General features: G+C 64.8%; 13 protein-coding genes. 2 read left to right on the top strand and 11 right to left on the bottom strand.

Annotated elements, in window-relative coordinates:
• Window positions 1-33: 33 nt before the first annotated feature.
• From XH81_RS12480 to proB, 8 genes are all read right to left on the bottom strand, one after another.
• Window positions 34-1266 (bottom strand): divergent polysaccharide deacetylase family protein, encoded by a 1233-nt coding sequence (locus XH81_RS12480; RefSeq protein ID WP_028139201.1) that lies wholly within the window; start codon window positions 1264-1266, stop codon window positions 34-36.
• Window positions 1267-1429: 163 nt separating this feature from the next.
• Window positions 1430-2788: a S41 family peptidase gene (locus tag XH81_RS12475; RefSeq protein WP_018318850.1), complete on the bottom strand. Its 1359-nt coding sequence runs from the start codon at window positions 2786-2788 to the stop codon at window positions 1430-1432.
• A complete protein-coding gene (locus XH81_RS12470; protein WP_028139200.1) occupies window positions 2785-4116 on the bottom strand; it encodes a murein hydrolase activator EnvC family protein in 1332 nt (443 codons plus the stop codon). Before XH81_RS12470 ends, XH81_RS12475 begins: the two co-directional genes overlap by 4 nt.
• Before the next feature lie 32 nt (window positions 4117-4148).
• The gene (gene rlmH / locus XH81_RS12465; RefSeq protein ID WP_028139199.1) at window positions 4149-4631 is read right to left on the bottom strand and encodes a 23S rRNA (pseudouridine(1915)-N(3))-methyltransferase RlmH; all 483 of its coding nucleotides are present in this window, start codon (window positions 4629-4631) and stop codon (window positions 4149-4151) included.
• 112 nt (window positions 4632-4743) lie between these two features.
• On the bottom strand, window positions 4744-5115 hold the full coding sequence (rsfS, locus tag XH81_RS12460; RefSeq protein ID WP_028139198.1) for a ribosome silencing factor: 372 nt from the start codon (window positions 5113-5115) through the stop codon (window positions 4744-4746).
• Between the two features lie 223 nt (window positions 5116-5338).
• The gene (locus XH81_RS12455) at window positions 5339-5983 is read right to left on the bottom strand and encodes a nicotinate-nucleotide adenylyltransferase (RefSeq protein WP_028139197.1); all 645 of its coding nucleotides are present in this window, start codon (window positions 5981-5983) and stop codon (window positions 5339-5341) included.
• Window positions 5984-6005: 22 nt separating this feature from the next.
• Window positions 6006-7313, bottom strand: coding sequence for a glutamate-5-semialdehyde dehydrogenase (locus XH81_RS12450; protein ID WP_028139196.1), 1308 nt, complete (start codon window positions 7311-7313; stop codon window positions 6006-6008).
• A 230-nt stretch (window positions 7314-7543) separates the two neighbouring features.
• Window positions 7544-8665, bottom strand: coding sequence for a glutamate 5-kinase (gene proB / locus XH81_RS12445; RefSeq protein WP_028139195.1), 1122 nt, complete (start codon window positions 8663-8665; stop codon window positions 7544-7546).
• Window positions 8666-8854: 189 nt separating this feature from the next.
• Between proB and XH81_RS12440 the strand changes: the two genes are divergently transcribed.
• Both XH81_RS12440 and XH81_RS12435 read left to right on the top strand, forming a co-directional pair.
• On the top strand, window positions 8855-9823 hold the full coding sequence (locus XH81_RS12440) for a Bug family tripartite tricarboxylate transporter substrate binding protein (protein WP_028139194.1): 969 nt from the start codon (window positions 8855-8857) through the stop codon (window positions 9821-9823).
• A gap of 28 nt (window positions 9824-9851) precedes the next feature.
• Window positions 9852-10358, top strand: coding sequence for a hypothetical protein (locus tag XH81_RS12435; RefSeq protein ID WP_028139193.1), 507 nt, complete (start codon window positions 9852-9854; stop codon window positions 10356-10358).
• A 23-nt stretch (window positions 10359-10381) separates the two neighbouring features.
• On the opposite strand, the gene XH81_RS12430 is transcribed toward XH81_RS12435, so the two are convergent.
• The 3 genes from XH81_RS12430 to XH81_RS12420 all read right to left on the bottom strand — a co-directional run bounded on the left by XH81_RS12430 (window position 10382) and on the right by XH81_RS12420 (window position 13852).
• On the bottom strand, window positions 10382-12016 hold the full coding sequence (locus tag XH81_RS12430) for an alkaline phosphatase family protein (RefSeq protein ID WP_028139192.1): 1635 nt from the start codon (window positions 12014-12016) through the stop codon (window positions 10382-10384).
• A 227-nt stretch (window positions 12017-12243) separates the two neighbouring features.
• Window positions 12244-13284: a GTPase ObgE gene (obgE, locus tag XH81_RS12425; protein ID WP_028139191.1), complete on the bottom strand. Its 1041-nt coding sequence runs from the start codon at window positions 13282-13284 to the stop codon at window positions 12244-12246.
• Window positions 13285-13369: 85 nt separating this feature from the next.
• On the bottom strand, window positions 13370-13852 hold the full coding sequence (locus tag XH81_RS12420) for a MaoC family dehydratase (protein ID WP_028139190.1): 483 nt from the start codon (window positions 13850-13852) through the stop codon (window positions 13370-13372).
• Between the last annotated feature and the right edge of the window lie 55 nt (window positions 13853-13907).

Genomic DNA, 13907 nt, shown 5'->3' with positions numbered 1-13907 from the left:
CCCGCGGGACCCGTGCCGTACCAATCCGTTGATTTAGCTGGATTTTGATTTCAGCATCGCGGTTGTCAATGGCACCAAAAGGATACCCCGGTCGCCCAATGTCTTGGTCCAGGCGCCGATGCGCTCGATCGAGACGGGAAGGGCGGAGGCGGTGCCGACAGCCGCGCCGCGCTCGCGTGCCGCCGATTCGAGCTTGTTCAGGGCGCGGTCGATCTCGGTCGGGGTCGGCACCACGTCGATCGCGATGTCGCCCTTGCCGAACGGCATGGCCTGGTTCGCCGCGGCCTGGGCTGCAATGCTGCGGGGCGAGGAGCCGTCGTCGAAGAAACCGAGGCCGCGCTTGGCCGCCTCGCGGATGATCGGCTGCATCGCCGGCTCCGTCGCGACGAAGCGGGCGCCCATGAAATTGGTGATGCCGGCATAGCCCTGCATCCGGCTGAAATGCCAGTACAGGCGGTCCATGTTCTGGTCGGCGCTGAGCGAGGTCAGCAGCGTCTGCGGTCCCGGATCATTGTCGGGGAAGTCGTAGGGCTCCATCGGGATCTGGAGGAAGATCTCGTGGCGCTGCGCGCGGGCCCGTTCGGCGAGCTTGCCGGGATCGGTGCCGTAGGGCGTGAAGGCCAGCGTCACCGCTGCCGGCAGCCTCATGATGGCATCGGCGGTCTTGGCGGCGCCGACGCCGAGGCCGCCGATCACGATGGCGACCACGGGCATCTTGGCGGCCTTGGCGCGATCGGCGTCCGCCGCATAGACGTTGAACGGCTTCAGCCCGTCGGCGACCACCGGGATCATGCCGTAGCGTGACTTCTCAAGCAGTTTTGGATTGATCCCGGCCATGACCGGCGGCGGGGCCGAAGGGGCCCCGGCCTTGTCGCCTGCGTCCTCGCCGATCACCACGTCGTGGCGGGCGCCGGTGGAGCCGTCGATCATGGTGACGGTCTTCTGCTCGCCGGGGGCGGCCTGCTTCGGCGCCTCCTGGCTGTCGTGCTTGCCGTCCTGCTTGCTAGCTTGCTTGCTGTCCTGGCCGGCGGCCGGCTTCTCGTCGGCAGCCTTGTCGGCGCCCTTCTCGCTGATGGCGATCCGCGTCATCGGCTCGCCGCCGAGCGGATCCTTGTTGAAGATGGCGAAGCCGGCAAAGGTGAGGAGGAACAGGCCGAGCAGCACGGCGAGCGCCTGCATGGCCGTGAACGGCAGCCGCAGCCGGCGTTTCCGGCGCGGCTTGTCCTGTCCGAGCGGGGCGCTCAGATCATCGGCCGTTTCAGTCATGCGCGATCCCGAATCACTGCCAATGACGATACCACGCCGGGGTCAAGCGGCGGCAGGCCGGGATAGGCCGGGGATGCCAGGAGTTATCAGCAACCAGGAGTTCCAAGCAAAAAGGGCGGCTCCCAGGAGCCGCCCTTTCGTGGGATCGCGCGGATACGCCGACTTAGTTCGCCGCTTTGGGCTTGTCGGTCGTGGCCTTGTTGTCGCCGCCGGGGGTGGGCGCGGCGGAGGCGCTGTTCTTGATGCCGTGGAGCAGGTCGTCGGCGAGCTTGAGCGCCTTGTCGTCCTTGGCGTCCGGCGGGACGTAGGACTGCGAGCCGGTCTTCTCGTCGCCGTCGTTCTTCAGATGGCCGCGCAGCGAAGCCTCGCCCTTGGTGTCGGTGCGCGACTTCAGCTCGTCCGGCACGTCCTGCAGCACTTCGATGTCGGGCACGATGCCCTTGGCCTGGATCGACTTGCCCGACGGCGTGTAATAGCGCGCCGTGGTCAGCCGCAGCGCGCCATTGCCGCTTCCGAGCGGAATGATGGTCTGCACCGAGCCCTTGCCGAACGAGCGCGTGCCGACGATGGTCGCGCGCTTGTGGTCCTGCAGCGCGCCGGCGACGATCTCCGAGGCCGAGGCCGAGCCGCCATTGACCAGCACAATAACAGGCTTGCCCTTGGTCAGATCGCCCGAATGCGCGGTGCGACGCTGGGTCTCCTCGGCATTGCGGCCGCGGGTCGACACGATCTCGCCCTTCTCCAGGAACGAGTCGGAGACAGTGACTGCTTCCTCGAGCAGGCCGCCCGGATTGTTGCGGAGGTCGATGATGTAGCCCTTCAGCTTGTCGCCGATCTGGTTCGAGAGGTTGGCGACCTCGCGCTTCAGGCCTTCGGTGGTCTGCTCGTTGAAGGTGGTGATGCGGATATAGGCGATGTCGTCGGCCTCGACGCGTGCGCGCACCGAGCGGACGCGGATGTTGTCGCGCACCAGGGTGACGTCGATCGGATTGTCCTGACCCTTGCGGATGATCTTGAGCTTGATCTTGGTATTGACGGGGCCGCGCATCTTCTCGACCGCCTGGTTCAGCGTCAGGCCCTGCACCGCCTCGTCGTCGAGATTGGTGATGATGTCGTTGGCCATGACACCGGCGCGCGAAGCCGGGGTGTCGTCGATCGGCGAGACCACCTTGATCAGGCCGTCTTCCATCGTGACCTCGATGCCGAGGCCGCCGAACTCACCGCGGGTCTGCACCTGCATGTCGCGGAAGCTCTTGGCGTCCATGTAGCTCGAATGCGGATCGAGGCCGGTGAGCATGCCGCTGATGGCGGATTCGATCAGCTTGGTGTCGTCGGGCTTCTCGACATAGTCGGAGCGCACGCGCTCGAAGACGTCGCCGAACAGATTGAGCTGACGATAGGTGTCTGCGGTGGCGGCTCGCGCGCTGGAGCCCATGAACACCGCACGCGGCTGGGTCACGAACAGCATCAGCGCCGCACCGGTGGCCGCGCTGAGGAGGATTACTGAAGTCTTGCGCATCATCCGCGAACCTTCTCGCCTTCATTTGCGGCCCACCATGGGCCTGGATCGATTGGAGTGCCGTCCTTACGGAACTCGACATACAGCACAGGTTGACTCGCGTTCGTCGCGAGAATGGAGGCGACCTGAGAGGTCGATCCCATCGTCGCGACCGGCTCCCCCGTGAGCACAAACTGTCCGATGTTGACCGAAATGCGCTCCATCCCGGCGATCAGGACATGATACCCGCCCCCGGCATTGAGGATCAAGAGTTGTCCATAGCTGCGGAACGGGCCTGAATAGACCACCCAGCCGTCACACGGCGTTGTGACCTGGGAGCCGGGCTTGGTCGCCAGGGAAATGCCCTTCTGGACCCCGCCGGCCCCGTCGGAACCGCCGAAATCCCTGATCTTGTTACCGTTAACCGGAAGAGGCAGGAGACCCTTGGCGGAGGCAAAGACGATCGCGGGGGTGGTCCGGGACCGGTCCTTGAACACGCCCGGGCCGGACTTGACGCTCGCGCTTGCGGCCGCCTTGGCCTCGGCCTGCCTTGCGGCCTCGGCTGCCTTCTCGGCGGCCTTGGCTGCGCTCTGCAGATCCTGCTCCATCTTGGTGATCAGGCCCTGGAGATCGCCGACCTGTCTCGAAAGCGCGATGGCGCGCGAATTCTCGGCATCGAGGTCCTTTTCGCGTGCCGCCTGCTGGCGCTGCCGCTCGTCGACGAGGGCGGTGAGCCGGGTCTGGTCGCTCCTGACCTTGTCCCGATCGGAGGCGAGCTGGTCGCGCTCGGTGGCGATATTCTTGCGCAAGGCCACGAGCTCGCCGAGCTCGCCTGCGATCCTTTCGGCGCGGCCGCGCAGCTCCGGCACCACGGCGCCGAGCAGCATCGCCGTGCGCAGTGATTGCAGCGCATCTTCGGGCCGCACCAGCAGCGCAGGCGGCGTGCGCCGTCCGGCCCGCTGCAGTGCTGCCAGCACCTCGACGATGTCGGCACGGCGCGAATCGAGCGAGGAGCGCATCGCCTGCTCGCGTCCGTTGAGCGCGCGCAACCGGGCTTCGGTCTCGTCGATCTTGGTCTCCACGTTGCGCACATTGGCGGCGGTGTCGATCAGCTGCTGATTGAGCTGGGTACGGTCCTGGCCGAGTGAGGTGATCTCGGCCTTGAGCTTGGCCTGCGCCTCTTCCGCGCTCTTCTGCCTGGCACGCGCGGCTTCGAGCTCCTGCTCGCGCTGCTTGATGGCGTCGGGCGAGACGGCGGCGGTCTGGGGCGCCGGCGCCGCGGTCTGGGCTTGCGCGAGGCTTGCGCCGGCAACGCTTGTGATCAGCAACAGGTTGAGGAGCGGCGCTCGCATCGTGTCGGCAAAGGTGCTCGTTGTGGCGCGCATCACGCGCGGTGATAGGGGTGGCCGGCCAGAATGGTGGCGGCCCGATAAAGCTGTTCCAGAAGCATGACGCGGACCATTTGGTGCGGCCAGGTCGCAGAGCCGAACGCGATCGCGAGCTTCGCCTTACGGCGCAATTCGGGCGAAAGTCCGTCCGCCCCTCCGATCACGAAGATAGTATGTCCGGCTCCCTCGTCTCGCCAGCGTCCGAGATGCCGTGCGAATACGGTGGAGTCGAGATTTTGCCCGCGCTCGTCCAGTGCCACCAGGATCGATTTGTCCGGAATATGCGCGGAGATCGCGGCGGCCTCTTCGGTCATCCGCGTCGCGGTGTCGCGCGCGCGGCTCTCGGGGATTTCGTGGACCAGGAGCTCGCGGAATCCGAGCTTGCGGCCGGCCTCGTCGAACCGCTCGAAATAGCGGTCGGCAAGCTCCCGTTCGGGGCCCTGCTTCAGCCGTCCCACCGCAATGACAGCAACGCGCATGATATCTTCAGGGGTCTGATATCTTCAGGGTCGTGTTTTCAAGACCGCGCGCAAATGGCGCGCGCACGACGCTAGCATGCGCGTCAGCCGATTCGAAATCGGCTCGATCAGCCTAGATCGCCTTCGCCGCGATCGCTTTCGCAGCCCCTGGGCCCTGCGTGTACAATCGCTCGAGATTGTAGAACTCGCGGACCTCGGGTCTGAACACGTGCACGATCACGTCGCCGGAATCGATCAGCACCCAGTCGCAATTGGGCAAGCCCTCGACATGGATGTTCTTGATGCCGTTTTCCTTGAGGCCCTTGGCGACGTTTTCCGCGATCGCGCCAACGTGCCGGTTCACCCGGCCGGTGGTGACGATCATGTAGTCGGAGTACGCCGATTTGCCGCGAAGGTCGATGGTGACCGTCTCTTCCGCCTTCATGTCGTCGAGGCGGGAGAGGATCAGGCTCAGCGTCTTGTCGGCGTCGGGTTGCGCCTTCAAGGCCGCAGCTTTGGCTGATGTTTTACGCGCCGGCTTGGCAACCTTGGGTAAAACAGACTTCGTCGAAGCTGACTTGGACAATACAGATGTGGTCAGGGACCATTCCTTTCACTGTATCGCGAACGCCGAATCCGGCGCTCACCGGTTACACTACATCATGTGGGGTTAAGGGTTTCAATATGCCAGAGAGGCTGAAGCCCACACGAGATCCGCGCACTTGTCCTCACATTGTACCTTTCCAGCTCCCGTCCGGGTTCCGTAAGCCGGTCGAGGACAGATTCAGCTTCATTCCGGTCAGGAAAACCCAGGCCGGCGCCGGCTGATCCGCAAGCAGCGCTGCCTTGTTCTCGGGGAGGCGATAGCGCGCCAGCGCCTGGGCGGCGGGGGAGGCGAGGGCGCGAAAACTCTGCGGCGGGCGGTCGATGACTGCCATCGGCACCTGGCCGGCGATGCGCCGCCAGTGCTGCCAACGATGGAATTGAGCGAGATTGTCGGCGCCCATGATCCAGACAAAGCGCAGGCCGCTGAGGCGGCGGCGCAAGGTGTTGATCGTGTCGATAGTGTAGCGCGTGCGGATGACGGATTCGAGACAGCTGACCTCGATCCTGGGATCATCGGCGACGTCGCGCGCGGCCTGCATGCGCTCCCCGAGCTCATGCAGATTGCCGTTCTCCTTCAGCGGATTGCCCGGAGTCACCAGCCACCACACGCGGTCGAGCTGAAGGCGCTTCAGCGCGAACTGGCTGATCGCGCGATGCGCCTGGTGCGGCGGATTGAACGAGCCGCCGAGCAGGCCGATGCGCATGCCTTCGGTGTAGGGCGGTATCGCCTGCGCGAAGAAGCGGGGGGCGACGAAATTGTTACTCAATGTCCGCGCCCCGCGACGTTACTTACGGCCGTGTCTGACCGGTGCCGTGAACGCGATATTTGAAGCTCGTCAGCTGCTCGGCCCCGACCGGGCCGCGGGCGTGGAAGCGGCCGGTCGCAATCCCGATCTCGGCGCCGAAGCCGAACTCGCCGCCATCGGCGAACTGCGTGGAGGCGTTGTGCAGCACGATCGCGGAATCGACCTCGCTCAGGAATTTCTTCGCAGCCGCCTCATCTGCGCTCACGATCGCATCGGTGTGATGCGAGCCATGGTTCTGAATGTGCGCGATTGCGCCATCGACGCCGTCGACGACCTTCGCCGCGATGATCGCGTCGAGATATTCGGTGTCCCAATCGTCTTCGCTCGCAGGTTTTACGCGCGCATCCGTTCCTTGCACCGTTTCGTCGCCGCGTACTTCGCAGCCCGCCTCGATCAGCATCTCGACCAGCGGCTTCAGATTTTTGCCGGCCGCGGCGCGATCGACCAGCAGCGTCTCGGCCGCGCCGCAGACCCCGGTGCGGCGCATTTTTGCGTTGAGCACGAGCGACTTCGCCATCGCGAGGTCGGCGCTGGCATCGACATAGACGTGGTTGACGCCTTCCAGATGCGCGAACACAGGCACGCGCGCTTCCTGCTCGACGCGCGCGACGAGGCTTTTTCCCCCGCGGGGCACGATCACGTCGACGGCGCCGTTCAGGCCCGAGAGCATCATGCCGACGGCCGCGCGGTCGCGCGTTGGGACCAGCGTGATCGCAGCTTCAGGCAGGCCGGCTTCACGCAGGCCCTGCACCAGGCATTCATGGATCGCGCGGCAGGACCGAAAACTGTCTGAGCCGCCGCGCAGGATCACGGCATTGCCGGACTTCAGGCACAGCACGCCGGCGTCGGCCGCAACGTTCGGACGGCTCTCGAAGATCACGCCGACGACGCCGAGCGGCACGCGCACGCGCTCGATCCTCATGCCGTTTGGCCGCTGCCAGCTCTCGGTGACGATGCCGACGGGATCGGCGATGCCGCGTACGATGCCGATGCCCTCGGCCATGCCCTCGATGCGGGCCGGCGTCAGCGTCAGGCGGTCGATGAAGGAGGAGGTGGCATTGCCGGAGGCGCGGGCTTCGGCGACGTCCTCGGCATTGGCGGCGAGGATCGCCGCAGAGCTCGCGCGGATCGCCCGCTCCATGGCTTCCAGCGCCCGGTTTTTCTGCTCCGGCGGCGCCAGCGCCAGCACGCGCGCGGCAGCGCGGGCGCGGGTTCCGAGATCGGACATCAGCGCCAAGAGATCGGTAGTCCGATCGGCATTGCCGTCAACGGCTTTGAGGGGGGCGGCCATGGGGGTCAAAACCTTCTGCTAAGGCGGTGTCCTAGCACGGAAATCCCGCTTTTGCGAAGGGCGGGGAGGGTATGGCAGGGGCCCGGCGGGCGGTTGCTGGGCTCGGCCACCGGCCTAGCCCCAACGTCATGGCCGGGCTTGACCCGGCCATCCACGTCTTACCCGGCCTTCGAAAGGACGTGGATGCCCGGGACGAGCCCGGGCATGACGGCTTGGGTGCTCTTCGGCCCTTACCCGCCCACCACCAGATCGTCGCGGTGGATCATCTCCGATCTTCCGCTGATGCCGAGGATGGTCATTACATCAGGGGACGAGCGGCCCTTGATCCGCTCGGCGACCTCTGCGTCGTAGGCGATCAGGCCGCGGCCGACCTCGCTGGTGTCGGGGCCGCGCACGATCACGGCATCGCCGCGGGCGAACTGGCCCTCGACCTTGATCACGCCGGCCGGCAGCAGGCTGGCGCCGGCACGCAGCGCCGTCACTGCGCCGGCGTCGATGGTCAGCGTGCCCTTCGGCTCCAGCGTGCCCGCGATCCAGCGCTTTCGCGAGGTGATGGGATTGGCCGGCGTCAGGAACCAGGTGCAGCGGCCGCCGTCGGCGATCGCCTGCAAGGGATGCTCGATCTTGCCGGAGGCGATCAGCATATGCGTGCCGCCGGTGGTCGCGATCTTGGCCGCCTCGACCTTGGTGCGCATGCCGCCGCGCGACAGCTCGGACTCGGCGTCTCCCGCCACGGCTTCGATCTCCGAGGAGATGCTCTCGACCACCGGAATGAGCTTTGCGTTCGGATTGTTCTTCGGTGGAGCGTCGTAGAGCCCGTCGATGTCGGACAGCAGCACGAGCAAGTCGGCGCTCGCCATGGTGGCGACGCGCGCGGCGAGGCGATCATTGTCGCCGTAGCGGATCTCGTTGGTGGCGACCGTGTCGTTCTCATTGATCACGGGGATCGCGCGCCACTCCAGCAGCTTGCCGATGGTGGAGCGTGCATTGAGATAGCGACGGCGTTCCTCGGTGTCCTGGAGCGTCACCAGGATCTGGCCGGCGCCGATGTCGTGTGCCCCGAGCACCTCGGACCAGATCCGCGCCAGCGCGATCTGGCCGACGGCGGCGGCGGCCTGGCTCTCTTCCAGCTTGAGCGGGCCGCGCGGCAGCTTGAGGCGGCTGCGGCCGAGCGCGATCGAGCCGGAGGAGACGACGAGGACGTCGCGCCCCTCCCTGTGCAGCTTGGCCATGTCGTCGGCAAGCGCGGCGAGCCAGGATGCCCGCACCTCGCCCTTGTCGGAATCGACCAGCAGCGCGGAGCCGACCTTGACGACGATGCGGCGGAATTGACTGAGTTCGGGGCTGGCCATGGCGGTCGTCAAATTGCTCTGTCGTTGGTCCGGCGGAGCAAAAAGGGGCGGCGCCGATGCGGCTAGCTTTTGCAGCAGGACGGTGGCCGGCGCAAGGCAGCGGAGCCGGTAAATAGGCCTAACGGCGCCCTTGTCGGCCGAGGCCCGGGCAGTCTATGCCTCGAATAATCAATAACGAGGGAGGATGACGTGGACCGACGCAGCTTCATCGGCGGAGGCCTCTCGCTGCCCTTGCTGGGGCAGGCCAGTGGCGCACATGCTCAATCCGGACCGCTGACGCGCATCATCTTCCCGTTCGCGGCAGGCGGCAGCGGTGATGCCTTGTGTCGTCTCATAGCCGAGCAATTCGGCGCCCCGCTTGGGCGAACCATGATCGTCGAGAATCGTACCGGTGGTGACGGGTTGATCGGAATCAGGGCCGTGAAGGGCGCAAGCTCCGACGGCAATACAATCTTGGTGACGACGGGTCCGACCATGTACCTGCTGCCGATGGTGGAGAATCAACCGAGCTTCGACGCGGCCAGGGATTTCGTCCCCGTGTCGCAACTGGTTCGCTTCGAGTTTGCCGTCGTTGCAAGTCCCGCGATCGGGGTGGGTAGTTTCAGTGAACTCGTCACCTGGTTGAGGGCAAATGTCGCAAAGGCCGCCTATGGGACACCAGGCAGCGGCAACATCCCGCACTTCCTCGGATGGCGACTTGAACAGATGCTTGATCTTTCAATGACCCGGGCGCCCTATCGCGGGAGTGCGCTGGTCATGAATGATCTCATCGCCGGCCATCTGCCGTTCGGCATCACCACGGTATCCGATGCGATCGCGCAGCATCGTGCCAACGGCGTGAGGATCCTCGCGATTGCAAGCGCAGAGCGCTCGACGTTCGTCCCCGACGTGCCGACGCTGAAGGAAAGCGGCATCGATCTCGTTGCCGACGGCTGGTACGGCATGTGGCTCCCCGCCGGCAGCCCGCCGGATTTTGCCGAAAAGCTCAGCGCAGCCGCGGTCGCGATGCTGGCCAAGCCGGAGGTGAAGGAGAAGCTCACCGCGATCGGGTTGATTCCGGTCGGGAGCAATGCGGACGGGCTTTCGAAGGAGCTCGCCGCCAACACGGCGTTCTGGCAGCCGATCGTCAAGGCGACGGGATACAAGATCGAGAATTGAACCGTAATCGTGAAGTGGGTCTCCGCTAATGGAACAGCAGCTGCTTGGCGCCGCGCGGTTGTTTGCGAGTCACTATCAAATCGTCGTCTGCGACGATCCGCGCAGACCGCTTGGTGCTGATGAAAATTGGAATGACGAGAAGGCCAAACGGGGCTTTGCAGGCGCGCCCACGTTCCGCATGATCAATACCGAAGCTGATCTTAATGACCATTGGGTCGAGCTGGTCGCCGCTAGCCGGCCGCCCGCCTTCGATGAATGGCAGCGGATCACCTGCGTCCACTTCCGATCCGAGAGCGGACGCGTTCACGTCATGTCGGTGATCGACAATGAGCCTGCATATTCCGCAGGCGTGGAGCCGGGCGATTATTCGATCTATGCGGCCGCGCAAAATCTCGGAATCGATCAATTGAGCCTCGGCGAGAGCACGAACCTCGCTGATGTCGAATTCGCCCAGCGAAAAGATGTCGAGTGGTATCGCCTCTTTCTGGTTCCGGGCAAACCGGAGTTCGAAGGACGACTCGTGGACCGCCCTTAAGACGTACCGAGCGATGATTTGGCTTACATCTTCGCGCGTTGCGCGATGCCGTCCTTGATCGCGTCGAGCTCTTTCTCATCCCAGATGCCGATCAGGAAGCCGCCTTTCACTTGGAGCTGGTTCTCGGCATAGGCTGCGATCTTCTCGCGCGGCGTGGTGATGTGGTCGTTCGGATGCAGCGCCCAGTCGAACAGCTCGGCTCGCAACCGCGCGATGATGCCGCCGCATTCGGGGTCGTCGCCGCGATCGACATATTCTTGCGGATCGGTTTCGAGGTCATACAGCATCGGGCGGAAGCCGGAGGCGTGAATGTATTTCCAGCGGCCGTCGAACACCATGAACAGGCGGCAGCGCTCGATCGGCTGGTTCAGCTTCAGCCGCACATCCTGCATGGCATAGTCGTATTCGGAGAAGGCGACCTTGCGCCAATCAGGCGGCGTCGATCCGCGCAGCAGCGGAAGCAGCGAGCGCCCTTCGAGGATGTGACCCGGCACCTTGCCGCCGAAATAGTCGACGAAGGTCGGCGCGAGGTCGATGCCTTCCACCAGCGCGTCGCTGCGCGTGCCGCGTGTGGCGTCGGCCTCTTTCGACGGGTCGATGATGATCAACGGAATCTTCGCCGACTGCTCGTGGAACAAATCCTTCTCGCCCATCCAGTGATCGCCGAGATAATCGCCGTGATCACTGGTGAACACGATCATGGTGGTGTCCAGCAGATCGCGTTCTTCCAGAAACTTCATCAGCACGCCCATCTGGTCGTCGATCTGGGTGATCAGGCCCATATAGGTCGGGATCACCTTCTCGCGGGCATCGTCGCGCGCCATGTTGCGGGAGTAGCGCATGTCCATATAGGCGCCGAACACCGGATGCGGATTCTGCCGCTCGCGCTCGGAGCGGATCACCGGGATCATGTCGTCGGTCGAATACATGCTGGCGTAGGGCTCCGGCGCGATATAGGGCCAGTGCGGCTTGATGTAGGACAGATGCAGGCACCACGGCCGGCCGTCGGTCTCGGCCTCGCCGATGAAATCCATCGCGCGCCGCGTCATGTAGGGCGTTTCGGAATGCTCATCCGGCACGCGCGCCGCCTTGTCGGCATGCACCAGCAGCCAGCCGTTCTGCAAGCTACCGTCCTCTGCCGCGCCTGAGTTCGCCCAATGCTCCCAGGGATTGCTGGCTTCAAAACCCTGTTGGCGCAGATATTCGTCGTACTTCGGGCGCGGGCGGCCGGTCGGATGCAGACCGTCGTCGCGCTCATACGGTTCAAAGCCGCATTCGGCGACGTGCACGCCGATCATCGATTCCGGGGGAATGCCGAGCGCCTTCATGCCTTCGAGATCGGGCGCCATGTGGGTCTTGCCGACCAGCACGTTGCGCACGCCGATCTTCTTGAGGTGATCGCCGAGCGTGGGCTCGCCGACGCGCAGCGGCCAGCCGTTCCAGTGCGAGCCGTGCGAGCGCATGTAGCGGCCAGTGTAGAACGACATCCGCGACGGGCCGCAGATCGGCGATTGCACATAGGCCTTGCTGAACAGCACGCCGCGCTTGGCCATCGCGTCGATGTTCGGCGTCTTCAGCGTGGGATGGCCGGTGCAGCCGAGATAATCATAGCGAAGCTGGTCGCACATGATCCAGAGAACATTCTTCGCGCGCGCCATGCGTCATCCCTGCATTTTCTTGATTGTTCGATGCTGCGCTATTGGGCCAGGGAAGACAAGCCAGAGATGCGCCGTGACCGCAGCCGCAATCTCCGCCGTCGTCCCTGCGAAAGCAGGGGACCCATAACCACAGGGCGTGGTTTGGCGAAGACTCGATGTTCGGTACTGCAACCATCCGCAGTCGAGAGATCACGCGGTGTGGGTCCCTGCGTGCGCAGGGACGACAATCACGCCGACCACGGCTCCGCTTCGGCCGCGCTCTTGGCCTTGGCCGACACCGGGGCCTCGCCGATCACTTCGACCAGCGCGCGCAGGGCTTCCTTCACGCCATCGCCGGTGACGCCGGAGAGCAGCAGCGGCGTCTTTTTCGCAGCCCGCTTCAGCCGGTCCTTCTGCTTCTTCAATTCGTCCGGCTCAACCGCGTCGATCTTGTTCAGCGCGACGATCTCGATCTTGTCGGTCAAGAGCCCGCCATAGGCGTCGAGCTCCTTGCGCACCGTCTTGTAGGCCTTGCCGGCGTGCTCGCAGGTCGCATCGATCAGATGCAGCAGCACGCGGCAGCGCTCGACATGGCCGAGGAAGCGGTCGCCGAGGCCGGTGCCTTCATGCGCGCCTTCGATCAGGCCGGGAATGTCCGCGAGCACGAATTCGCGGCCGTCGGCATTCACGACGCCGAGCTGCGGATGCAGCGTGGTGAAGGGATAGTCGGCGATCTTCGGCCGCGCCGCGCTGACCTTGGACAGGAAGGTCGACTTGCCGGCATTGGGCATGCCGACGAGACCGGCATCCGCGATCAGCTTCAGCCGCAGCCAGATCCAGCGCTCTTCGCCCACCTGGCCGGGATTGGCGTTGCGCGGCGCGCGGTTGGTCGAGGTCTTGAAATGCGCGTTGCCGAAGCCGCCATTGCCGCCCTCGGCCAGCACGAACTTTTCGCCGACCTTGGTGAAGTCGTGGATCAGCGTCTCTCGGTCCTCGTCGAAGATCTGCGTGCCCATCGGCACCTTCAGCACGATATTCTTGCCGTTGGCGCCGTGGCGGTCCGACCCTGAGCCGTTCTCGCCCTTCTGCGCCTTGAAGTGCTGCTGGTAGCGGTAGTCGATCAGCGTGTTGAGGCCATCGGCGACCTCGATGATGACGTTGCCGCCACGGCCGCCATTGCCACCGGAGGGACCGCCGAATTCGATGAACTTCTCGCGGCGGAACGCCACGCAGCCGTTCCCGCCGTCACCGGAGCGGATATAGACCTTTGCTTCGTCGAGGAATTTCATGGGCCATAGGTAGGCCAGCAGGTCTCCCGCGGCAACCCGGATAGACCCGCAAATCGGCCGAATTTCTCGCGATTTCGCCCCTTGCTTAACCAGTCGGCCGGCGCCGGATCAGGAATTTCTGCATCCCCTCCAGCACCAGCTCCTTGCGCTGGTTGAACACGGTGCTGCGAAGCGTCACCGCGCCGGTGGTGCGGCCCGGCATCAGCTCGGTGACCTCGAGCGCGGGGTAGATGGTGTCATCGGCAAACACGGGTTTGAGGAACCGGCTCGATTGCTCGAGGAAGCCGACCAGGGAGTCCTCGACCATGAACGGAAACAGGCCGGCGCCCGGCGCGGTGTGGATCAGCGTCTGGAAACCGTGGGCGAGCAGATGCGGCATGCCGCGGCTGCGGCAATATTCCACGTCATAGTGCACGGGATGGGTGTCGCCGCTCGCGGTCTGGAACGCGGCGAATATCGCCGGCGTCTGGGTCCGGCTCGGCAGCACGAAGCGTTCGCCGATGACGAAATCCTCAAACCAGCGTTGCGTGGGGATCATGCGATGCTGGGTCGGATCGAAGTCGGTCATGCCATGCTCTCTCATTCGGGACGCGCGTATCGCTACCGCGACGCGAAGAGTGCGA

This window comes from Bradyrhizobium sp. CCBAU 25360 (genome assembly GCF_028128695.1).
Taxonomy (GTDB): Bacteria; Pseudomonadota; Alphaproteobacteria; order Rhizobiales; family Xanthobacteraceae; genus Bradyrhizobium; species Bradyrhizobium ottawaense.
The sequence above is the reverse complement of the archived record's forward strand: the minus strand, read 5'-3'. Positions and strand labels throughout refer to the sequence as shown.

What these genes read in the sequence shown, in the direction of transcription:
- rlmH (WP_028139199.1), bottom strand. Translation starts at nt 4,631, where the DNA reads ATGCGCGTTGCTGTCATTGCGGTGGGACGGCTGAAGCAGGGCCCCGAA.
- XH81_RS12450 (WP_028139196.1), bottom strand. Translation starts at nt 7,313, where the DNA reads ATGGCCGCCCCCCTCAAAGCCGTTGACGGCAATGCCGATCGGACTACC.
- XH81_RS12470 (WP_028139200.1), bottom strand. Translation starts at nt 4,116, where the DNA reads ATGCGAGCGCCGCTCCTCAACCTGTTGCTGATCACAAGCGTTGCCGGC.
- XH81_RS12475 (WP_018318850.1), bottom strand. Translation starts at nt 2,788, where the DNA reads ATGATGCGCAAGACTTCAGTAATCCTCCTCAGCGCGGCCACCGGTGCG.
- proB (WP_028139195.1), bottom strand. Translation starts at nt 8,665, where the DNA reads ATGGCCAGCCCCGAACTCAGTCAATTCCGCCGCATCGTCGTCAAGGTC.
- obgE (WP_028139191.1), bottom strand. Translation starts at nt 13,284, where the DNA reads ATGAAATTCCTCGACGAAGCAAAGGTCTATATCCGCTCCGGTGACGGC.
- XH81_RS12435 (WP_028139193.1), top strand. Translation starts at nt 9,852, where the DNA reads ATGGAACAGCAGCTGCTTGGCGCCGCGCGGTTGTTTGCGAGTCACTAT.
- XH81_RS12420 (WP_028139190.1), bottom strand. Translation starts at nt 13,852, where the DNA reads ATGACCGACTTCGATCCGACCCAGCATCGCATGATCCCCACGCAACGC.
- XH81_RS12430 (WP_028139192.1), bottom strand. Translation starts at nt 12,016, where the DNA reads ATGGCGCGCGCGAAGAATGTTCTCTGGATCATGTGCGACCAGCTTCGC.
- XH81_RS12480 (WP_028139201.1), bottom strand. Translation starts at nt 1,266, where the DNA reads ATGACTGAAACGGCCGATGATCTGAGCGCCCCGCTCGGACAGGACAAG.